General features: G+C 41.8%; 16 protein-coding genes. All 16 read right to left on the reverse strand.

The window, feature by feature from the left end; all coding sequences use genetic code 11:
* Window positions 1-109: 109 nt before the first annotated feature.
* The 16 genes from H5073_RS00855 to lrp all read right to left on the reverse strand — a co-directional run bounded on the left by H5073_RS00855 (window position 110) and on the right by lrp (window position 22,567).
* The gene (locus H5073_RS00855; protein WP_182676214.1) at window positions 110-277 is read right to left on the reverse strand and encodes a hypothetical protein; all 168 of its coding nucleotides are present in this window, start codon (window positions 275-277) and stop codon (window positions 110-112) included.
* A gap of 166 nt (window positions 278-443) precedes the next feature.
* On the reverse strand, window positions 444-1,223 hold the full coding sequence (locus H5073_RS00860; protein WP_182676215.1) for an amino acid adenylation: 780 nt from the start codon (window positions 1,221-1,223) through the stop codon (window positions 444-446).
* Window positions 1,216-2,613, reverse strand: a complete 1,398-nt coding sequence (locus H5073_RS00865) for an McrC family protein (RefSeq protein WP_182676216.1) — start codon at window positions 2,611-2,613, stop codon at window positions 1,216-1,218. The genes H5073_RS00860 and H5073_RS00865 overlap by 8 nt, the downstream gene beginning before the upstream one ends.
* Before the next feature lie 10 nt (window positions 2,614-2,623).
* Complete coding sequence (locus H5073_RS18315) at window positions 2,624-4,999, reverse strand: McrB family protein (RefSeq protein ID WP_182676217.1); 2,376 nt, start codon at window positions 4,997-4,999, stop codon at window positions 2,624-2,626.
* Complete coding sequence (locus H5073_RS00875) at window positions 4,999-5,661, reverse strand: peptidase M15 (protein ID WP_182676218.1); 663 nt, start codon at window positions 5,659-5,661, stop codon at window positions 4,999-5,001. The genes H5073_RS18315 and H5073_RS00875 overlap by 1 nt, the downstream gene beginning before the upstream one ends.
* Window positions 5,662-5,672: 11 nt before the next feature.
* On the reverse strand, window positions 5,673-6,905 hold the full coding sequence (locus H5073_RS00880) for a DUF6161 domain-containing protein (RefSeq protein WP_182676219.1): 1,233 nt from the start codon (window positions 6,903-6,905) through the stop codon (window positions 5,673-5,675).
* A 34-nt stretch (window positions 6,906-6,939) separates the two neighbouring features.
* Window positions 6,940-8,073, reverse strand: coding sequence for a restriction endonuclease subunit S (locus tag H5073_RS18490; RefSeq protein ID WP_182676220.1), 1,134 nt, complete (start codon window positions 8,071-8,073; stop codon window positions 6,940-6,942).
* The gene (locus H5073_RS00890) at window positions 8,070-9,716 is read right to left on the reverse strand and encodes a class I SAM-dependent DNA methyltransferase (protein ID WP_182676221.1); all 1,647 of its coding nucleotides are present in this window, start codon (window positions 9,714-9,716) and stop codon (window positions 8,070-8,072) included. Before H5073_RS00890 ends, H5073_RS18490 begins: the two co-directional genes overlap by 4 nt.
* Window positions 9,717-9,792: 76 nt before the next feature.
* The gene (locus H5073_RS00895) at window positions 9,793-13,233 is read right to left on the reverse strand and encodes a DEAD/DEAH box helicase family protein (protein ID WP_182676222.1); all 3,441 of its coding nucleotides are present in this window, start codon (window positions 13,231-13,233) and stop codon (window positions 9,793-9,795) included.
* Between the two features lie 60 nt (window positions 13,234-13,293).
* Entirely contained in the window at window positions 13,294-14,796 is a 1,503-nt protein-coding gene (locus H5073_RS00900; RefSeq protein WP_182676223.1) for a sigma-54 dependent transcriptional regulator, read from the reverse strand.
* 613 nt (window positions 14,797-15,409) lie between these two features.
* A complete protein-coding gene (gene serS, locus H5073_RS00905; RefSeq protein WP_182676224.1) occupies window positions 15,410-16,696 on the reverse strand; it encodes a serine--tRNA ligase in 1,287 nt (428 codons plus the stop codon).
* An 18-nt stretch (window positions 16,697-16,714) separates the two neighbouring features.
* Window positions 16,715-17,089 carry a fluoride efflux transporter CrcB gene (crcB, locus tag H5073_RS00910; protein WP_182676225.1) on the reverse strand — a complete coding sequence of 125 codons (375 nt, stop codon included), beginning with the start codon at window positions 17,087-17,089 and terminating at the stop codon, window positions 16,715-16,717.
* Entirely contained in the window at window positions 17,082-18,359 is a 1,278-nt protein-coding gene (locus H5073_RS00915; RefSeq protein WP_404948368.1) for a replication-associated recombination protein A, read from the reverse strand. Before H5073_RS00915 ends, crcB begins: the two co-directional genes overlap by 8 nt.
* 81 nt (window positions 18,360-18,440) lie before the next feature.
* Window positions 18,441-19,106 carry an outer membrane lipoprotein chaperone LolA gene (gene lolA, locus H5073_RS00920; protein ID WP_182676227.1) on the reverse strand — a complete coding sequence of 222 codons (666 nt, stop codon included), beginning with the start codon at window positions 19,104-19,106 and terminating at the stop codon, window positions 18,441-18,443.
* 8 nt (window positions 19,107-19,114) lie between these two features.
* Window positions 19,115-21,895, reverse strand: coding sequence for a DNA translocase FtsK (locus tag H5073_RS00925; protein ID WP_182676228.1), 2,781 nt, complete (start codon window positions 21,893-21,895; stop codon window positions 19,115-19,117).
* A gap of 156 nt (window positions 21,896-22,051) precedes the next feature.
* Complete coding sequence (gene lrp, locus H5073_RS00930) at window positions 22,052-22,567, reverse strand: leucine-responsive transcriptional regulator Lrp (protein WP_182676229.1); 516 nt, start codon at window positions 22,565-22,567, stop codon at window positions 22,052-22,054.
* Window positions 22,568-22,644: the final 77 nt, after the last annotated feature.

Consider the following 22,644-nt stretch of genomic DNA (forward strand, 5'->3'; position numbering starts at 1 on the left):
TGATAGCAAAGCTAAATAATCATGACAAATACTGCAGAATACACAGCATATCCCTTTTATGGGGTTCGGCTTGTCAGCCTTTATGAATGCTAATCCTAAGCGAGTCATATTAATCCTTTAACTGTTGTTGCTGTTTAAGCTTAGTATCTTGGTTAGCAATGTTTTTGCTAACTGGCACTTCATAGGTGTCGCCTTTGGCAAGGTATACTAGCAAGGCGATGGCGTTGATGATTAAGATCACCACTAACAGGGCTAACAGTAACAACAGCTTGGACATTGTTCATACCTTTTCAATAAATGTATGACTGCTAATGCCAGAACCGAGCCAAAACTGCGCTAACAGCGCCATCGATTAAACTCTAAATATTTCAATTACTTATGACAAACCCACTTAAACGCATTAAATATTGAAGGTAGTTAATTTTAATAATAGGTAATTATTATTACTTTCTGTAATCACTCAGTTGAACTATATTGCCGCCAACAAGAGTACTATTAGCCGCCGCACTCTCTGCAGCCGCACTCTCTGCAGCCGCACTCTCTGCAGCCGTATTAGTAGCAGATGCTAAATCTGGCTTTGCTGGTAAGGATTGCGGCTCCAGCAATATCCCCTGACAATAATCCATCATCTTTACTATTGGCATAAATTTTTGTGTTTGATTATTTGCTCGCTTTTTTTGAGTATTGAGATGAATCGCTAAATCGGTGCACAGATCAGAAGGCAGCTCATTAAGCCCCTGCTCCGCCAACGCTTGGCTAACCCAAAGTGCGGCATCACTAATATGGCCGCTAATGCTTAAATCGGTATTTTTAACCCAATGAGTATCCATGTGCAGTTCAGCTAGCTCACTTAATAACATAGCAATATCACTACTTGGTATGGCGCGCAGTTGCTGCAAGGTTTCTGCTAATGAATATTGCCACTGCATTTGTAAGCGTGCTGCTAATTCATCCAGCGTTAGCTTGGTATCAACTGGAATAAACACAATAAAGCGGCTGTTTGCTTCACAGGCAATAATGGTTTTATGCCGAGCCCTCTCTCTATATACAGCGGGGCCATTATCGATAATGTTTAATTGCCAGCAAAACGTTTGCTCATCTGATGTTAAGCTATGCACCCCGACTCGTTGGCCCTCTTTATTAGGTAAGCGAGGTAAGTCGGCCTTAAGCCATTTATTGAGTGCATTTGACACACTAAATTGCATTTGAAATTTGTTAATCATGATTTAAACCTAGTATATGATGATTAATTCTGTCTTTAGCATCGTGACTGATATCAAAAGGAATAACCCACAACCTCAACTTCCCTGCGGTATCATAATTAAAACTATGCTCGAAAGGTGCGTTAAAGCTACTGGTTTTAGGGTATATCAATACTAATTCACCTTCGGCATGTAAGTATTTGTGACCATAACCTAGCATTTGATAAAAGTCTGACTGTGACAGTCCAAATTTGTTTTTCCCTTTGGGTTTAGCCATATCAATTAATTTCCACTTAGTATCAAGCACAATCGAACCTAGATCTGGGGTTGTTATAAGCAAATCTGGCCGTAAGTGGAAATAATTTTTTGCATCATAAGTGACTAAAGACGTAGATTGAACTTGAGCAGACAGCGTAGAGGGGTATTGGACTTTCTTCCTCAAATATTGGGCAACAAAGCTTTCAAACACGGCTTCCATTGGAAATAGCAGCGAATAAGCGTTGTTTTCGCCTAGCATTGATTGCGGAGAGTAACCTTGCAATATTAATCTTGCCCAACTTAACGGCACATCATAATGCTGCATTCCCCGCTGCAGCTTGATACGAGAAAAGTCATCTTTATAATTGGTGCTTAACGGCACCTCATCAAAAGCAAATAATAGCTCCTGAACCAGCTTTTTACTCTTAGTCACTTGGGTATATCCGGCAACCTTGCCTAAGGCTGAGTGGATAAGGCGGTTTTCAGCTCTATCCATAAGGTAGGCATCATACTCAACATAAAATTTATGGCGGTTGATAAAATTATGTTTTAGCTGTTGGCTATGTAACAACTTACCCTTTAAAAATGGGCTATTGCTTTGCTCTCTCACATAGTCACTTTTAATGCCCTTTTTGATTAAATGGTTCACTGCAGTTAAAAACTGCGCAATAAAAATTTCCATTAAGGGCATTTTTTGCTTTTTGATGCTGGCCACTTCAGTTTCAATGTGGCGAAACTGCTTAAGTGATTTCAGCATCATCAACAATGAAAGCCTAGCCCGCTCTTCACTGCCTTTGTTATCGCAGTAATTGCTATCACGGCAATTGTTATCACTGCTAAGCTTATCACCCATAGGGCTCATGTCACTGTGTTTGGCAACCTTAGGTAGCACTTCAATCTGAGTGCCATCTGGGCACAGTATAACGCCAGCATAATTTTGCACTTGCAGCACTTCCATGCCGTGTGCAATTGTTAATTTTAAAAATCGAGACTCAGAAACATCACATAAACAGCACTTTTTTAAATATTCAAAAGCGTGCTGCGTAATCGCGTTGACTCGTTCGTCTTTAGCTGCTTTGTCGCTTGCACTTAAAAGACCATATTCAAATACAGTAATATTGGTCTTCTTTGGCTGCTTTAATCCCTTCAGCATGATTGACTAATCAAGCCTCAATCTTAGGTAATTGGCTAGCATCATAAATGGCAATATATGTATTTACACTCTGCCAGAGCTTGGAATCATTACTGATCAGGCTAAACGCTTGGGCTCCATCAGCCAAGTCACTGACTTCGTCACTGTCACCAAATAGCGCGCTGTAATCGACATCAGACTGTTTAATAAGCTGATAAGCTTCTGGCTTTTGATTATCACCCAGCACTAAACGTATCTTTTGCCAATCTTCAAAAAAGTACTCAGCGAGTAATGGAATTATCTTATTCTGAAAACAGTTTCTAAGCTCATGAAGTGGCTCATCAATTTTATCAGCAGCAATAACTTTCACAACAGGCATTAAAAACGCATGACCTAGCTGATGTTCCCTGTCATATAACGCTGAAATTCGTTTATTCATTGTTTCAAGTAAACGCGCTAAATCTATTTCAAAACCTTCATTTGCAAGTTTGAATGGCAAGCCTTCTTCGTTATGTAATACATTGTAATCAGGCATCATTTCGACAAAATCGAAACGGCGGCGAAGAGCTGTGTCCATAAGTGCTAACGACCTATCAGCAGTATTCATGGTGCCGATTATATAAAGGTTATCCGGTACAGAGAACCTATCACCAGTGTATGGCAAGGATACTTCTATAACCTCTTCACCACCCAAACGCTTCGATGGTTCAATCAATGTAATTAGCTCACCAAAAATCTTTGATATATTTCCCCTATTGATTTCATCGATTATCAAGACGTAATTTTGCTTATTAGTAACAACTGCGCTAGTTTCTTCCGAGATACAAGCCTTAACAGCATCTAGTGCGCGAATATAGTAAGATGCATGCTGCTTGGCTAGCCCTGAAACATTATCTGATTTTTTAATGCCTTGTCTGCTATCTACCCCTTCAAGGTATAGCGACCTTAAATCATCATATTTCATTTTTGACGTATTATTCCAATTACCACCATATCTAAAGCCATCCTCTTCAATGGCAATAAGCGAGCAAGACTCTGTCAATGGGTAGGCATCAGCTTCGTCAAACATTGATAACTTGAAAGCTTCTAGTGCTTGGTTGAACTTACTTTCATCTTTTAATTTTGCGGTTGATTTTTGACTGTCTTCTACATTGCGCTTTGCAACTTTACAAATCTGTTTAAACACACCATCTTTTTCAAAGTAACTAAGCTGGTCACCCTCAGTTTTAGCGCTTAAACCCTCAACGAACTCCTCGTAGCCATAACTTTGATGAAAAGTAACAAACTTTATACGTCCTGCGTCATAAAGTTCCTTGTAAAGGCGAGTTAATTCGGCTCGCTGATCTGGTGTTGCACTTGAACTTTCATCTATACCAAGAGCACTAAACATTTTAGGTTCAGCCGCTTTTACCGCTGCTTGAATTGAGTGATATGTTTTACCTGTGCCCGGTGGACCATATAAAATCTGATTAAGAGGTACTCTATTCATTGTTTCCACAGATCCATTACTACTGTTATTTTCAGGCTTAGTTATTTGGCGAGTATCGAAGCCCAAGTCTTCAAATGTAAGTTCGTAGTATGGCTTAAGAACTTCCTCTTCAAACATCCAGAATTCTTTTTTAGGTACTTCCCAGCTTGTGCCGTTAAAGCTTGGCGACCACCTTTTAGGGTTACCCTGATACTGTATAGGTTTATCTAATTGCTTAATAATCTCGTACTTACGCATCATCCATTCATTATCGAAATATGGCCCCTCAAAATATTGGACATCCGACGTAACTCTAACTACCTGATATACCTTGCCACCGTAACTCAGCGATACAACATCTCCCTCACTAATTTCCTTAAATGCGCTAGCGCTACCATTACCCGTATTTTCATGTACAGTAATAATATGATTTTGCTCTAGCCAATCAAGTTCTTCTTTTTTGAATGTTGATGGGCTGTGAGAAACCTTCCAAACTCTAGGGTTTACGTTAGCAGAGGCATCACCGTAGTCGATAGGCCAACGACCTTTACCGTACAAAGCATTTTTCTCAAAAACTGCCGACTGACTATTTAACTCTGCTTCTATCTGTTTTTGGTTTTCTGCAAGATTATTGGTTAGTTCAATGCGCTTAGCGTTGTTACGTTCATATTTACTCGAAAAGCAAACTACTAATTCGTTATTGATAAAGCGAAAGTCACCAACAACCTTACCATTTGTTTCATCAATGCTTTTTCGGCCAAAATGAAGCTTTGTATGCCCACGACTCACATTCCATAAATCAAAGTTGGCTTGATGAATAACGTTAATTGCAGCATCTAATACCGCCTTATCTAACCCTTTTCTATTAACAAATACCTTAAAGTCATCGGTCGCAGAGCATTTTTCGATATTTGGGTACTCAGTATTACCATTTGCCATTAAAAACCTTCCTTCGTTGTTAAGATTTTCTCACAGGCCTTATAACGTTTCTCAAGTGCAATAGCTTGGTAATAGTCACTTTCTATCCCAGCGGTTAAGATACGTTTTTTATGTCCTGTGTTGGGGTCGGTAATATACGAACTAATGCTTTTAGGAGCGCTTTCGTCTTCATACCATGAAATATTAAACGCACATAAATTCGGGAAAAAGTACATATGCTTATAGGCTGGAATATGGGCGTGAATCCACCATGCTAATGACGTCCAATCACCTGTTTTCTCAAAATAATCAAGATACGAAGGGATAACGATACACGCTGTTGCGCCCATATTGCCATTTTCATCTCGCCTATCCCAAATATGGCCAGCATAGTTCTTTTCATTGCTCGCGCAATTAGCACCTAGTTCATTACCCAACTGGTTTACTTCACATCTTCTAAAAGCAGAACGAATATGAATACGCCCCCATACCTCTTGAATAGGCTCAAGCACTTTTTCACAAAGCTGCGTACCTGCTGCTACTGCCAATTCGATATCATCTGGAATGTTATTAATGCCATGAACAGCGGCAGTTTCGGAAAACAGAAAATCACGTAAGAAAAAATGCTTTGATAAACGCGTTCTGGCTAAGTTATCTAGCGTTGTTATTTTTGACTTTGACATAATAAAATCCTTTACTGCTTTGGTGATAAGCGGTTAATTAAGTCAACAAGTTGAGTTGGCCCTTGGTCGTTTTTCACCATATCGGTTGTACTTGGTCTGAATAAGGTTTGCAGTATAAGCTGGCGGTCTTCTTCTTTAGGCCCTTGTCCTTTACGAGTGAGTGCAAGGTAAGTATGGATCATCGTTCTGCGCTCTTGGGCATCGGTAGTGAGATGTAGGTGAGACATAAAGATATTGGCTGCAACTTTAATTAACCAAATACCAAATGTAGTAATAACGGCAACAGTTATCAGCTTATTAAGTGCGACATCTTTAATCGTTGTGTTTAAGTGATTATCAACAAAGTATATTAGCGTTGTAACAACAGCGATAATCATCAATAACATTACAATACCAAAGCCGATTGCTTTATTACGGTTACTTTTTTGTTGAATGCCCCAATACCTCACAGCAGCATGCAAAGCGAGCTTATCGTCATAGGTTTTTGTGAGGTTTTCTAAATCTGTCTTTGCCTTTACAAGTTCATCATCGAACTTTGTTTTAAATTGATTTTTATGGGTTTCCAAATCGGCAGTTTGCGTATCTGTTTGGTCTTGCCAATCAGTGATCAAACCATCAACAGTTAAGTTCTGGCGAGTTGCTTCGTCAATTTTTATTTGATATTCAGTAACCCAATTATCTCTATTGTTAGTGAACTCATCATCCCAACGATGCTTTAATTGTTCTAGCGACTCTGTCTCGTCGTCAATCCTGCCTTCACTCCCGGAAAAGTAAGCATCCGCTTCTAGCAGGCCTTGATACATGTTTCGGTCAATTTGGGAAACATTAATATCAAACGCGACAGCAATAGCGGCTAAACCATACTCTGTGCTTTTATTCTTTTGTCGTTGAATAAATCCGTTAAATGTCGCTTCTTCAGTGTAAAGCCCCTTGCTATTTAAGTAATTGGTAAATGACTGGCTAAATTGCTCTACACGGGCGTTATAATTGAACGGTTCATGCTTAAATCGCTGTAAACCATTGGTAATTTGTTGTTGTAGATTATTCCAACTCTCATCGAATATGCTGAACAGCTGTTGCATTTGATAGCGTTGAGCAATATTTCTATCAAAAGCATAAAGTTGTCGTTGTTGTTGAACCCAAGCGAGTAACTTTTCAGGTTCATCAAACCATTTACTGCCTGTTTCGGTTTTAATGGTGATGCGTTTAAGTTTTGTTTCTTCTTGTTCTCTTTCTTCTGACATCTAAACGTCCTTGTTATTGTCTTTATTAATAGAGTTATAGTTCGCCGGTGAATGCTTTTTGGCTTAGTGAATCAAATAATGGTTTTTTATTTTGAGTTTCTGCATTTTCAAGCATATCTAAAATCTGAATGACTATCATTTCAAACTTCTTCTGCAACTCTATTGGCGGTACGATTATTTCAAGCGACTCAACTTGTTGTTTAGTCAGCGCTTCTCTTGTAGCGCCTCCAGCAGTCGCAATACTCATTAGCTTTTGTTTATAGCTTTTAGCAGTGATTAGCCTTGCTATATAAGTGGGCAATATAACGTCTTCTTTAACTCTCACTATACAAACATGCTGGTTTACTCGAGCAGGTAAAATTTTGTTATCAACTAAGGTAGCTCTACACACTGAAGCTCCAGTAATATTTAACAAAAGATCATTTTTTTCGATTACCACATTTTTAAGTTTTTCAGCTTGTTCGTCAGATAGAAAAGCCAGATTTTTATGAACAAATTTATTATCATAGATATTTAAACTACGAATTAAAGAAATCCCTTCTTCAAGGTAAGCTTCTTTACCCCCTCTAGGAGTTGATCCACTTCCTAACTTAATTGTTAATTTCTTTAACTCTTTAACTCCCCAACCTTTCGGGTTGGTGACAGGATCGCCGAACATGTCTAGGAAGACGCTGCGGAGGAAGTCGTCCGCGAGTTGGATGGCTTGTTGACGTTTGCGGCGGATGGCATCGGCTTTATCTAATATCGCGGCAATGCGTTTTTGCTCTTGAGGAAGAGGAACGGGTAAGAAAGTCCTTTCCAAAATTTCCATTGTTATGTATTTTGTATTTGTTCCCTTCGAGTCATGTTTTAATTTTTCTAATTGAGCTTGTAACGCATATTTATAAAAATCATAACTATGTTCAGAATTCGCCAGTGTCAAAACGTAAGTTCTTTGGTAAGCATTAAACTTCCCAGAATAATGCTTCACGTCATACTGTCCCTGTGCATTATTACCTGCAAGCAAAAGAGCCTCTTGATCGAAAGCATGTGTATCAATATGAAACAGTTCTTTTGCGCATGTAAAAAATGGGTATTTCCCATTTTCAATTGCAGCATTTGAATTTAGTTTTCCAGTTGTAATATTGAAACATTTAGTAACAGGAAAATATTCTACTCTTGAACTCACAGCATTGCCTCCAGCTCATTCAAGTCTTTTAGAATGTCGTTTTCTAGTGCTTTAAGCTTGGCTAGGATAACTTTTGGGTCGTCATAGACTTCTGCGGTGTGCACCACTTCTTTGTAGCGGTTAATGGACAAGTCATATTTATTAGCAATGATTTCATCTTTGCTTACCCAAAAAGCCGTTCCTGTGCGTCCTGCACCCGCGGCATTAGTGCTTCCCTGCACGTCAGCTTTTCTGAGTTTTTCTTGTTCTATTGCCTCAGATTTATCACGAGCTTTAAATTGCGCAACTAAATCTGGTAAGTCGTTAGCTTTTATTGGGGTGCGCTTGTCGTCTAGTGAGAAACCATCGGCTTGCACATCATAAAACCATACATGATCCGTTCCTTGTGATCCTGGGCCGCCTTTGGTAAAAATCAGGATAGCGGTAGACACACCTGCGTAAGGCTTAAATACCCCACTTGGCAATGAAATTACCGCTTCAAGCTGGTTACTTTCGACTAATAATTGACGTAATTGTACGTGGGCATTGGATGAGCCAAATAACACGCCGTCTGGCACGATAGTGGCTGACTGGCCGCCGATTTTTAACATGCGCTCGATTAAGGCAACAAACAGCAGTTCAGTCTTTTTAGTTTTGACTTTTCGCAGCAGCTCTGGGCAAACATCTTCTTCATCTAAACTGCCTTTAAATGGCGGGTTAGCAAGAATGACATCGAAGCCTTCTTTTGAATCCAGTGGAAAGTTTTCACTAAAACGTTGGCTAAGGGTGTCTTGATAATGCACGTCGGGTTGTTTAATGCCGTGCATCACTAGGTTCATTGCTGCTACCCGCAGCATGGTGGCATCAAAATCAAAGCCGTGGAACATGTCGGTGTCTATGTGTTGGCGTGCTTGTGGGTCAATTAAATCACCAGAAAATAGTACATTTTCAAGCTGCTGCCCTTGATTGTCTAGAAGCGGTTTACCGTCTTCATCAAATAATGGTTCACGTTCTATACTGTCTTTTGAGGTGTATTTTTCGAGTAGGTATTCGTAAGCAATGGATAAAAAACCACCGGTACCGCTCGCGGGGTCACAAATACGGCTGGTTGTGCTTGGGTCTAACATTTCGACCATGGCGCGGATGATATGGCGCGGGGTTCTAAATTGGCCGTTAATCCCCGCGGTGGTCAGTTTACTTAATAAATACTCGTATAAATCACCTTTGGTATCGCTGTTATCAAGTGGCAAGTCGTTAACCATTTCAACCGCTTTTACCAATAAGCTTTGTTTTTGGATCATTAACTGGGCATCTTTCATAAACTCAGAAAATAACGAGCCTTCGTTACCCTCTTTTACTGATGCCGCAGAGCTTGAACCAAAATACGGGAAGAGTTCATCTTTGACTGTTTTGTATAGCTGCTCGGCACCTAAATGACGGATATTTTGCCAACGTAGGTGTTGCTGCGCATCATTAAAACGACGGTTAAACGCTTGGCCAGTTCGTGCACTTCGTTTTTCGTCAACTTGTTCGTTCATGTCGAGCATGCGGGCGTACATTAAAAAGGTAATTTGTTCGATAACCGTTAACGGATTGGTAATGCCGCCGGTCCAAAATTCTTCCCATAGCTTGTCGATTTTACTTTTTAGTTGACCTGTGATCATGGTGTACTCTTTGGTTGTAAATTAGGCAGCGACCGTTAAATAGCCGTTACCCTTGGAGTTAAAATTAGACTCGTTTTTATTGTGTGATGACTTGTTCTATTGTTTGTGTCTTTTGACCTAATTGAACATCAAATTGAGCAATAAAATCTTGAATCACATCGGCTTGCTGCTCGCTAAATATCCCATCTAATCCCATATCATGAACTTGGGTAAAAGGTGCATCATAAAGCTGTGATATTTGTATCGAGCCATAACGAATTAAATGGTTTTGTAACATGCCAATAAAGCGTTGCTGCTTGGCATTCATGTGAGTGTGGGTTTGTTGAACAAACACGGTGAACTTGGCTTCAATATCTTGTTTATCCATCCCCACAATAGTGCGCAATATTTTGTCTAATGTGGCGGTAGATTCTGGAAAAAACTCTTTAAGGGTATTTAAGTCTACGCTTGGGTTTTGGGTATGCACAAGGGAGTTTAGTTTAGCTAAATCATCTGCGGTTACCAGTTCGCCTTTACGTATTTTTTGCAGTACTTGGTCTGTTGCAAATAATGGTGTAAGGGTTTTTTCGACTTCTTGGCGGAATATTTGATAGTCGATAGACACTATTTTGGTTGGTCGCGTTGTTTCGTGTATTTCACTAACCTGTTCTTTTACGTCAATAACATAATCAACCGTTGGAGGTTGAGCAAATTTGTCGCGTAAATGAATGATACTGCGCAATGCTAAACGACTTTGTTCTAATGCATCAAAGGTTAGCAAGTCCCAGAATGCACTGGTTTGTATGTTGGCAATATCTTTCGCTTTGGCGCGCACTTCATTCAAGTGCATTTGTAATGACTCTACCTTGCCCATTACACCTTGCTTAACAAGATCTATTTGATTGGGATCGGTAAACATTAGGGTTTGAATGATGGCTATTTCATTATCCAATTTATAGGCTTCTGATTGCCCCATGATGTTGCGCCATTGCATTAGTGGCGCTATATGCTCGAATAAGTTAGCTTTTGTTTGTGGTGCAAATTGGTTAAGCGTTTTTTCATCTTTACAGGATTCAACCACTTGCCAGTTATCGCGCACCGCAATAGTGTTCATATCAAGTGCTTTAATGTCTTGATGGATAAGCTTTATCACGGCATCAAAGGTGGTGATGTCTGCCTTTTTAAGCGCTGTTTCAGCCAGTAACAGACGGCTTTCAAACAGTTTTTGAGTAAGAGATTTAGCCTGTTTTACATCTTCTTCGCTGGGGTCCATATCGAAGTAGTCGAAGTTTTCCCAGTGGTCAAAAATTAAGAAGTGGGTTTTATCTTTACCTTTACCGTAGAGGTCTTTGCATAGGCGTGTGCCACGACCAATCATCTGCCAAAATTTGACTTTTGACTTAATGGGCTTGGCAAATACGAGATTGACACATTCTGGAACGTCAATTCCGGTGTCGAGCATATCTACTGAGATAGCAATGCGAGCACTGTTGACTTCATTTGATTTAAAGTCATCAATTAACTCTTCTGCCCGTTCGTATTTTGAATGGATAACGCGACAAAAGTTACTGCCTAATTGAGGATACATTTCGCCAAACAGCTGCGCCAGTAGTTCGGCATGAGCAATGTTGCGGGCAAATACTATGGTTTTACCAGGTAATTGACCGTCACTATCACGCAGGCCCTTTTCCATTAAATTACGTAAAATAACGCGATTGGTGTCTTTATTTTTTACCGCTTCATCGACTTGTTTGGCGTCAAAGTTTAACTCGTTAGGGTCAAAGCCTTGATCTTCTAATTGTGCGATTTGCTCATCCGTGAGGTTATCTTTTTTGATACCTTCGCGTAAAAATTTAGTGGTTAAACTAACAATTTTATAAGGTACTAAGTTACCTTCTTCAATCGCCTTTTCTAATGGGTAATTAGCGGTAGGTAATTTGAAATCACAACCAAACAACTGGCACGTTGAGCGCGATACCATTTCAACAGGTGTGGCTGTCAAGCCGACCTCTAGTGCATCAAAGTATTTAAAAATATCACCATAAATATTATAGATAGAACGGTGTGATTCATCAGCCACGATTAAGTCAAAATAACCCACATCATATTTTTGATAAATACTCATCATGCCAGGGTAAGTGGCAATAAATACCCGTGAATTTGTGGCTAACTCTTTTTTGGTTTTACCCACAATGTAGAGTGGCTCGTTGGTGAACTCATTAAAGGCATTGCCCGCCTGTTTACGTAGCTCTTTACGATCACATAAAAACAGTACGCGTTTGGCCCAGCCTGCATCGAGTAGACGTTTAGCCAGCGCAATAGATACACGCGTTTTTCCTGTGCCGGTTGCTTGTACGATAAGAGATTTGCGATGTTTATCGGCGAAACGTTCACATACACGAGTGATTGTTTCCATTTGATACAAACGGCCTGCGACATTGGTATCAATTGGTGTTTGATTTAAATCTTTTTTAAGGCCTCTCTGCTTAATTAGATATTGCAGCGAGTCTTTAGAGTAATAGCCGTAAAGTTTACGACTGTTATAGCCTTGGGCATCGTCTAATATACGGATGTCGTAACCGTTAGAGTAAAAAATGACAGGTCGTTGATGGTACTGTTTGTGGAGTGCATCGGCATAGAGCTTAGCTTGTTGCCTGCCTTTTTCGACAGATTCACGAGTGCGTTTGGCCTCAATTACTGCGAGTGGTTTTCCATCATCGTCCCAAAGCACATAATCTACATAACCTATGCCTGTACTGGTAGGCTGATCAGTTACCTGTACTTCTTTACCGACTTCATCTGTGCTCGTTTCATCAAGAGACACTTGCCAACCAGCAGCCCGTAGATCCATGTCAATGATCCGCGCACGTGTTTCTGCTTCGCTAAAGTTAAAACTTGCCGTGATAAGTTTGTTAAGCGCCTTAACTTCACCGACTTTTGTTTCATTTATCGTTTGTTTGAGTCTTTCGGCTTCTTGCTGGGCTTGTTTTTGTGCTTGTTGAGAAGCCTCTAATTCTTCTAACGCTTTTTTGAGGCGCGCTTCATTTTGACTCAGCTGTAGTGCTAGTTGTTTATTCTTTTTAGTATATTCAGCGTCACCTTGATTTAAGGGCTGTTTTTGTTCAGGCGCAGTAAATTCTGGGCAATCAGCTTGTTTCCCATTTGCGTAAGCCATAAATAAATAGCAGGCAACATAATAACTTTCTTTTAAAATCCAAATAGCTTGTTGTTGATCGACTCGACCTTCGTGTGCCGCTTGATTACCGCTTTTGCGTATTGCGTGAAGTTTATCGGTAATTAAATTGGGGACTACGCTAGTGAAATCATCCGATGTGAGCTTGTCATAGATATTTGAATTGGGAAAAGCAGGCAATTGAAGTTCTTTATATAAATAGCCGACAACCTGTTCAGCAAAACAGCGAAGTTTAACCAATGCACTTTGTGGATCTGATATCGCATACTCTTCGGCAAATGCTGCTAATTGATGGAGCTGCGGCCACTTTGTTTGAATATGTTCAAAATTCATTGATTGCTTCATTCCGTGTTGTTTCCTTTATATCCCTATTGAGCAATGATAATGCCAGTTATGCTGCTATGGTTATTTATCTATGTCAATCTGCAAACGCTTCATCCAATTGGTTAGCGTTTGATGATCTTTTAAGCCCAACATTTGCGTGGCTTGTTTTTTTACATTACCACTGGCTTTTAACGCGGCTTTAACATAGTTTTTTTGAATCTCATCAGTGAGTTGCACTATATCAATTTTATCGTGAATAGACATAGAAATATCAGCGTCTTGCTGTGGTTTATGTGATGCAAGCAAGGCATCAGCAAGATCGTTAGCTGTGATCATTTCTGAGTCTGACCACAAGCAGGCACGGTTTAATGTGCTCCATAACTCACGAATATTACCTGGCCAAGCTTGATTGGAAATAAATTCTATTCCCTTTTCACAAATATTCTTACTTTTATACTGGGGATGCTTGGCCCCAACGTGATTAATTTGGCTAATGAGCTGATTGACTAATTCTGGGATATCTTGCTTTCTCTCTCTTAGTGCTGGCATTTGGATAATGCCGACCGCGAGTCGATAAAACAGATCTTCTCTAAACTGGCCAGCGGCGATCTGTTGTTGTAGATCTTGATGTGTGGCCGCAATGATTCTCACATCCACATAAATGGGTTTATTGTCTCCAAGGCGATTAATCTCACCTTGCTGTAAGGCTCGTAGCAACTTAACTTGAATATCAAGCGGCAACTCCCCGACTTCATCGAGAAAAAGCGTGCCGCCATCGGCTTGCTCAAATAAACCGGCGTAGTCTTTATCCGCCCCGGTAAAGGCGCCTTTTTTATGGCCAAATAAGGTGGAGTCAGCCAAGTTTTGTGCAAACGCGCCGCAATTGACGATTCTAATGGGTTTATTAGCCCTTAAACTGCCTTTATGTATCGCATGAGCCATTAACTCTTTGCCGGTCCCGGTTTCACCTAAAATCAACGCAGGAACTTCGGAGACGGCAATTTTTTGAGCTTTAACAATAAGGGCTTTCATGGCGGGGGATTGGGAGGTTAATGCTGCAAACGCTGCGCTGTGAATAGATAAGGCACTGGCACTCGATGCGATATTCTTAGCGGCGGATTTGACATAGGTGTGAACAAAGTCGAGGGGGATATCCACCTCAATTAATTGATTATCTGGGGTGGTTTGTAAAAAATGGGTATTGGGTTTTCCTTTACCTATGAGCACTGACAATGTGGTCATGGTTGGCGTGCCGGATGTGAGATTTATTGATAGCGTTTGTGCCTCATCGCTGAGTTTTGCTATCCAATGCTCGCTGGCTTTTGCAATTGACGGGTAATCAATCGGACTATTTATATGGGCTTTAAAAACTTGAATATCATCAAAAGGTCGATGATTAATGGCCAGTTGTTTTTTTAAATAGCGTTCAAATTTTGGCCATAGCTGTTCATCTTTATTGGATAAAATGACTATTTTATCGAAGGGGATTTTGGATTTTATTGCTAAGGTTGCAATTGCCGCCCCCTTGTCAGCTTGCATATTTTCAAGATCTTTATTACCAAGCCAGGTAAGCAGTGTGTTCAATTTAGGCACCCATCCATTAGTTTGTAAATAATGTTACATTAAATAATTTTATTTACTACTAAGAAAGTGTATTTGAAATGTCTAACTTTTTAATAAAATCTTTAGGTTTTAGTAAAAATCCCCCAAAAAACCATTAATTATACGTCGAATGTCCCTTTCAACCTGTTGGAATTATCTATGTTCCATTTTGCATCACAGGAGAAATGTTAAAACTCCATCAATATATGCTCTGCTATTATCCAGATGGCTTGGCCTAGCATGCTAAAGATAAAACACATAAAAGTAAAAATGACGGCACTACGGGCCAGCCAGCGAAAATAACTTGGACTTGAACTCATGGCTTCCTTTCATTGCCGCGCAGATTACGGCACTATTCTAATTACTAGATATCACTATTATTATGCTGAACCCTAGCTTGGGTTCTTTCTTATGACTCTTATTGATGCATCATAGTGGTAACTCACATTAATATGCTTCTTATCCTACTTTGCGTTTCTCGCATCTCGCATATAGCTTTATCAAGCATTAAAGCGGCATTAATAACAAAAATCTAAAATTTTTAAAAATGAAGTTTAAGAAAAAGGCATTGAATTAAATTCAATGCCTTTTGGGCTTAGCCTATAACGGTTATGCCACCCATGTAGCGGTGCAGCGCTTCTGGCACAGTAATGCTGCCATCGGCATTTTGATAATTTTCCAAAATCGCCACTAAAGTACGTCCCACTGCTAAACCAGAACCATTTAAGGTATGCAGCAATGCAGGCTTGTTGTCTTCTGGGTTACGATACCTTGCCTGCATACGACGGGCTTGGAAATCTTTCATGTTTGAACATGATGAGATTTCGCGGTAGGTATTTTGCGCCGGTAACCACACTTCAAGATCGTAAGTTTTGCTGGCGCCAAAACCCATATCACCGGTACAGAGCAACATAGTGCGGTATGGAAGACCTAACAACTGCAGCACTTTCTCAGCATGTAATGTGAGCTCTTCAAGGGCTTGCATCGAATCTTCAGGTTTAACGATTTGCACAAGTTCCACTTTCTCAAACTGATGCTGGCGAATAAGACCTCGAGTATCACGGCCATAAGAGCCGGCTTCACTTCTAAAACACGAGGTTTGCGCGGTTAACTTAAGCGGCAAATCACTCACTTCAACAATAGTGTCACGCACTAAGTTGGTTAAGGGCACTTCTGCGGTCGGGATAAGGCTTAAGCCTTGCCCTTCTTCTGTGGCGGGTTTAGTGTGGAACAAGTCTTCGCCAAATTTTGGTAGCTGGCCTGTGCCTAATAAACTGTCTTCGTTGACCAATAATGGCACGTAAGTTTCTGTGTAGCCGTGCTCTTGGGTGTGTAAATCAAGCATAAACTGGCCGATGGCACGGTTTAAACGTGCAAGCTGACCTTTCATGACGATAAAGCGTGAGCCGGTAATTTTAACCGCACTTTTAAAATCAAGGCCGCCTAAGGCTTCACCGAGATCAAGATGATCTTTGACTTCAAAATCGAAGTTTTTGGGAGTGCCCCAGCGGCGCACTTCAAGGTTTTCTGTTTCATCTTTACCCATTGGCACACTTTCATCTGGCAAGTTTGGCGTGCTCATGGCGATAAGATTAATCGCGTGTAATAACTCGGCAAGCTCCGCTTTCTTTGCATCTAACTTGCTGCCTAAATCGCCCACTTGCGCCATGATGGCACTGACGTCTTCGCCGCGGGATTTAGCCTGACCTATTGATTTAGAAATTGCATTACGAGAAGCCTGCAATTCTTCTGTTTCCACTTGTAGCGACTTGCGGGTCTCTTCAAGTTGGCTCAAATGAGCAGTATCAAGGGTAAAACCACGGCTAGCTAAACGCTCGGCTGTGGCATCAAGTTCAGTACGCAAAAATTTAGGATCAAGCATGTCATATATTCTTTTAAGTTAAACGCGAGAAAAAACCAGTTGCTGACCCAGATATACCATGAAGATACACAGGGAAACATTCAACAACACATTAATAAGTGCTTTAAACCAACAACCTTGCTGCATCAGCAGTAGGGTTTCGTTGGAAAAGGTTGAAAACGTGGTTAATGCGCCTAATAGACCAACACCAACCATGGCTTTCAACTCAGGGCTTAAGTGACTCATTTGCCCCAGAGCGTAAACAACGCCCATAAAAAATGAACCCAGTACATTGACTAACAGTGTACCAAAAGGAAAACTGCTTCCAAATAGCTGAAGCATAATAATTGACATAAGATAGCGTAAAACTGCGCCAATTGAACCACCTAGAGCGACAAACAACAGATTAGTCATAGCGTTTTACTCGACTATGCTCATCGAGCTGAGTTAACTGGCTAAGTTTCTCTTTGATGCGTTTCTCAAACCCCCGATCCGTGGGTTGATAAAATTGTTGCCCAATAAGCGCTGGCGGTAAATAGCATTCACCTGCGGCGTAGGCATTGGGCTCATCATGGGCGTAACGGTAGCCCTCACCTACGGCTAAGCTTTTCATTAATTTGGTAGGGGCATTGCGTAAATGATTCGGCACTGCTTCATGGCCTGTGGCGCGGGCAAGCTCACGGGCAGCGCTAAAGGCGGTATAAACCGCATTGCTTTTGGGCGCACTGGCAAGGTATAACACAGCTTGAGCGATAGCCCGCTCACCTTCGGCAGGCCCCACGCGGTGGAAACAATCCCAGGCATTTAAGGCGACCGTCATGGCGACAGGATCGGCATTACCTATGTCTTCAGAGGCAATAGCCAGTAAGCGCCTTGCCACATATAAAGGATCGCCGCCGCCTTCTAAGATACGACAAAACCAGTAAAGCGCCGCATCAGGAGCGGAGCCGCGAATGGATTTATGCACAGCTGATATTAAATCGTAAAATTGATCGCCATTTTTATCATAACCCGCCGCTTTATGGCCCACCACTTGGCTTAACATCTCAAGGTTAAAGGTATCACCATCGGCCACAAGATCGCTCATTAACTCGATTAAGTTAAGCGCTTTTCTAGCATCGCCATCGCTAACATGGGTAAGCTCTGTCATCACCTCATCTGGGATAATCAGTTGCCGCTTACCAAGACCACGCTCGGTGTCTTCAAGGGCTTGAATGATAATCGCGGTAATTTCAGCTTCGGTTAATTTATGAATTAAATACACCCGCGCACGGGATAACAGCGCGTTATTGAGCTCAAACGAGGGATTCTCTGTGGTGGCGCCAACAAAAATCACCGTGCCATCCTCGATATAAGGCAAGAAGGCATCTTGCTGGCTTTTATTAAAGCGGTGGACTTCATCGACAAATAATAAGGTGCGCTGACCGCGGCTTTGGGCCACGGCTTTGGCTTGTTCAATGGCGGCGCGAATATCCTTAACCCCAGAGCTTACTGCAGAAATACGCTCCACATGGGCATTGGCATAATGGGCAATAAGTTCAGCAAGGGTTGTTTTACCCGTACCTGGTGGCCCCCACAACAGCATAGAGTGGGCACGGTTTGCCTCCAAGGCAACTCGCAAGGCTTTGCCCTCACCTAACAGGTGCGACTGGCCTATGTATTCACTTAAGATCTTTGGGCGCATTCTGGCGGCCAAGGGTCTAAAATCAGGCGAAAAATCGAAGCCTAGATTTGCCAAAACATCACCTTATTTACTTTAAGTACCTTAGTTACCTTGTTTACCTTGCTTAAGGCGCTGATCGTCAATATCAACATTCTCGGGCAAGGCAAACTTGAACAGCTTAGCTTCATCACTCTTCACTTGTCTCTGGGCACTTAAAGCGAAACGGCTTAGATTACCTTGGCTATCAGTGAGGTTAAAATCTGTTAGTTGCTTACCATTAAAGCACACTGAAACCGCAACCACATTTGCTTTTAGCGTCTTAGGCAAGATATCAAAACACTGCTTATTCCCTTGCACGCTTGCTTGCTCAACATGGTATAGCGACCACGTTTCTTCGTCACGGTGCACCAATAAAGCGATGGGTGAAGCGTCAACCGCTTGAGACACATCCATCACAGTCACTTCTTCGGCAAAGGGGTTGTATACCCAAAGATTGATACCATCCGCAACGATTAATGACTCATCAGGCTCAACTAAATGCCAATAAAACTTGCTAGGGTAAGCCAGTGCAAATACGCCCTGACCTTGCTGGATCACTTTGTTGTTGATGTCTGTCACTTGCTGACTGAAGGCTGCATGCAGAGAATCAATCTCGGCAAGTTTACTGCGAAGCTGCATAGCATCATCGGCAACACTGACCGTTGATGTCACCATAGCGCTGGCACCTAAAGCGGTGACACACATTGACGATAAAAAGCGTTTAAACATGGTTTATCCTAATCAAAAGAGTTTCTTGGTGGCGGCGGTGCTAGCACTTCACGGTTGCCATTATGGCCCTGTGAGCTGACTATGCCTTGGGATTCCATCATTTCGATGATCCTTGCCGCACGGTTATAACCGATTTTAAATTTACGTTGTACGCTTGAAATAGAGCCTCGGCGAGTTTCGGTCACAAAGGCCACGGCTTCATCGTACAGAGCATCATGCTCATCATCATTCTCGGCGGTTTCACCCGGAAGCAATACTTGCTCGCCGTCACTGCCACCATTTAAAATTTCATCAATATATTGCGGCTTGCCGCGAGCGTGCCAGTCGGCCACCACATTGTGCACTTCATGATCGTCAATAAAGGCGCCATGGACACGAATTGGCACGCCAGTGCCTGGTGGCAAATACAGCATGTCACCCATGCCTAATAAGGTTTCTGCACCTTGTTGATCTAAGATAGTGCGTGAATCGATGCGCGATGATACTTGGAACGCAATTCGGGTTGGGATGTTGGCTTTAATCAAACCGGTAATTACATCCACAGAAGGTCGCTGGGTCGCCAGAATTAAATGAATACCCGCGGCGCGGGCTTTCTGGGCGATACGGGCAATAAGCTCTTCCACTTTTTTGCCGACTATCATTATCATGTCTGCAAATTCATCCACCACAACCACAATGGATGGCAGTTTTTCTAACGCAGGCGCTTGCTCCTCCATGCTGTCAGAGGATTTCCACAGTGGATCTTGAATGGGCGCACCGCGCTCTATAGCTTCTTTAATTTTAATGTTATAGCCTTTCAGGTTACGCACCCCAAGGGCTGACATCAACTTGTAACGCCGCTCCATCTCACCTACGCACCAACGCAGGGCGTTCGCCGCCTCTTTCATGTCGGTCACCACTTCACAAAGTAAATGTGGAATACCTTCATAGACGGACAATTCAAGCATCTTAGGGTCAATCATGATGAAGCGCACATCATCAGGACCTGATTTATACAACAGGCTGGTTATCATGGCGTTGACGCCCACAGATTTTCCTGAGCCAGTGGTACCTGCCACCAACAAATGCGGCATCTTGCCTAAATCGACCACCAAAGGATCGCCAGCAATATCTTGACCCAGCACCATAGAAAGGTTTGATTTGCTCTCGCTAAAGGCGGGACAATCAAGTACATCACGCATATACACGGTTTCACGGTATTTATTGGGTAATTCCAGGCCGACATAGGCTTTACCTGGAATTACCTCAACCACACGAACGCTTTCAGCAAGTAAAGAACGCGCCAAATCTTTAGATAAATTTGTGATCTTTGACGCTTTCACCCCAGGGGCGAGTTCAAGCTCAAAACGGGTGATCACAGGACCTGGATACACGCCAACCACATTCGCTATGATGTTAAAGTCAGCGAGTTTGGTTTCTACCAAACGAGCCACTTGATCTAGCTCTTCTTCGCTAATAGGATTTTGCTTGCGATTAGGCACATCAAGTAAGCTAATGCTTGGCAATGGCGTCATAGGTTTAGGCGGCACTGGCTTATCTTGCCCTGGCAGTATAACGATACCGTCAACAATTTTTGCCTTGGCTACGGCTAACGCCTGTTTTCGCTCAGCCGTTAACGCGCCTTGGGAGCTTGTGGTGTCAAACGCTATCTCGTTATCATGGATATCACTGTCTAAGTCCTGGTCTAGATCATCATCCTGGTGATGACTAAAATGAATAACCGCTTCATCTTCATCAAAGGCATTAATACCATGGGTATCTTCCCTATTGCTTTGCAGGCCTGCAGCATCAAGCTCATCATCATTGGCCACCCAAGGAGCAATAGTGGAAAAAGACTTAGATTTAGAACTAGCTTTAGCATTAGGCTCAGCTCCAATTGCAGTCTCGGTATCGATATCCGCAGTGCTACTGACTTGCGGCTCTTGGCGCTGCTTAGTTGGACGCATTTTACGTTTCAATTTACCGAAGAATGAATCGTCTTCATATTCAGGATATTCATTCTGACTCGCGCTATCTGCAGCGGCTTCACTGTCATCAAAGTCTGAGTTTTTACGACTTTTATTACTGTGCTGACTCTCGGATTCAAATTTAATCTCATCAAACTCTTGTTCATCGCGACTTTGACGGAACTTTTCCACTAAAGACATAAAGCCTCGAGTATCATCTGTCTCTTTGGCAGGCGCCAGCAATGCTGGTAATGTCTTAATTTTGTTATAAAGCCAAATGGTGCCGTAACCCGTTAACTCGATAAGCGTTAACATGCTGACCCCTGTAGTAAGGGTGAAACCTGCCGCAATAAAACACAATAATAATAAGGTAGTACCTATGGTATTAAAATAGGGCAGCATGGCTTGGCCTATTACATCCCCCGCCACTCCGCCGGCTGAAAATACATACATATCATCGGCATTCATGCTGACAAGCGCCGCCAATGACAATATCATCAGCATAAAACCTATGATCCTAAGCCCCACTGAAAAATAGTCAATTTCTAATAACTTGTGGGCGCGATTAAAGATAAACCAACCTGTTGCGGCAATAATTAGCGGGATAAGATAGGCAATAAAACCAAAGAAGTAATACAAGACATCAGCAATCCAAGCTCCGACTGAACCTGTGAGGTTGGCCACTTTACCCTGATATTGGGATTGACTCCAACCAGGATCGTTAGGGTCAAAACTGCCCAAAGCCAACAGAATATAAGTGGCAATCATGCAAGATAAAATCAGGCCACCTTCAAGTAACCGCTGAATACCACTAAGTGTGGTTAAATTTTTTCCCTGAGACACACGCAGACATCCATAAAAAAGTGATAGAAGTCAGTATAAAAGATGAAGTTCGACTGACTGAATGAATAATGATTATGCCTTGAGTTTATCTCAAGCTCAATCTATTGTTGCGACTGAGGTGCAGCCACACTGAAGTTAAAGTAAATGAAGCTAAAATCAATCCATTCCGAGGTTATTTAAGCCAATCCGAGTGCTCTGTTTCACCTCTTCCATCACCACGTAAGTACGGGTATCGGACACTGAAGGCAATTTCATTAAGGTTTCCCCTAATAAGCGACGATAGGCTGACATATCTGAAACCCGAGTTTTGAGCAAATAGTCAAAATCCCCTGAGACCAAATAACACTCTTGAATATCATCCAGTAACTGTACTGCGCGGTTAAATCTATCAAATAAATCAGGCACATCGCGATTTAAAGTAATTTCAACGAAAACCAATAATGAGGCCCCTAGAAAATTGGGATTTACCAGCGCGGTATAGCCTTTAATAAACCCTTGCTTTTCTAGACGCTTAACTCTTTCTAAACATGGGGTTGGGCTTAGGCCGACCCGTTTAGATAACTCGACGTTTGATACTCGGCCATCGAGTTGTAATTCATTAAGAATATTACGATCTATTCTATCGAGATCTTTTTGTGGATTATTTTTTGCGCTCACGATATTTTTCACCATTAACTTACACTAAAACAATATTATTTCCTGTTTCACACCGAACTTCAGCAGCATAAACTGCCAGAGGGATACTATAC

Origin of the sequence: Shewanella sp. SR44-3, from assembly GCF_014163735.1 — a bacterium.
GTDB lineage: Bacteria > Pseudomonadota > Gammaproteobacteria > Enterobacterales > Shewanellaceae > Shewanella.

Coding starts and splice junctions, on each gene's coding strand:
- crcB (WP_182676225.1), bottom strand. CDS start 17,089: ATGACTAATCTGTTGTTTGTCGCTCTAGGTGGTTCAATTGGCGCAGTT.
- H5073_RS18315 (WP_182676217.1), bottom strand. CDS start 4,999: ATGGCAAATGGTAATACTGAGTACCCAAATATCGAAAAATGCTCTGCG.
- H5073_RS00865 (WP_182676216.1), bottom strand. CDS start 2,613: ATGCTGAAGGGATTAAAGCAGCCAAAGAAGACCAATATTACTGTATTT.
- H5073_RS00890 (WP_182676221.1), bottom strand. CDS start 9,716: ATGATCACAGGTCAACTAAAAAGTAAAATCGACAAGCTATGGGAAGAA.
- H5073_RS00855 (WP_182676214.1), bottom strand. CDS start 277: ATGTCCAAGCTGTTGTTACTGTTAGCCCTGTTAGTGGTGATCTTAATC.
- H5073_RS00895 (WP_182676222.1), bottom strand. CDS start 13,233: ATGAAGCAATCAATGAATTTTGAACATATTCAAACAAAGTGGCCGCAG.
- serS (WP_182676224.1), bottom strand. CDS start 16,696: ATGCTTGATCCTAAATTTTTGCGTACTGAACTTGATGCCACAGCCGAG.
- H5073_RS00880 (WP_182676219.1), bottom strand. CDS start 6,905: ATGTCAGAAGAAAGAGAACAAGAAGAAACAAAACTTAAACGCATCACC.
- lrp (WP_182676229.1), bottom strand. CDS start 22,567: ATGGTGAAAAATATCGTGAGCGCAAAAAATAATCCACAAAAAGATCTC.
- H5073_RS00875 (WP_182676218.1), bottom strand. CDS start 5,661: ATGTCAAAGTCAAAAATAACAACGCTAGATAACTTAGCCAGAACGCGT.
- lolA (WP_182676227.1), bottom strand. CDS start 19,106: ATGTTTAAACGCTTTTTATCGTCAATGTGTGTCACCGCTTTAGGTGCC.
- H5073_RS00915 (WP_404948368.1), bottom strand. CDS start 18,359: ATGCGCCCAAAGATCTTAAGTGAATACATAGGCCAGTCGCACCTGTTA.
- H5073_RS00860 (WP_182676215.1), bottom strand. CDS start 1,223: ATGATTAACAAATTTCAAATGCAATTTAGTGTGTCAAATGCACTCAAT.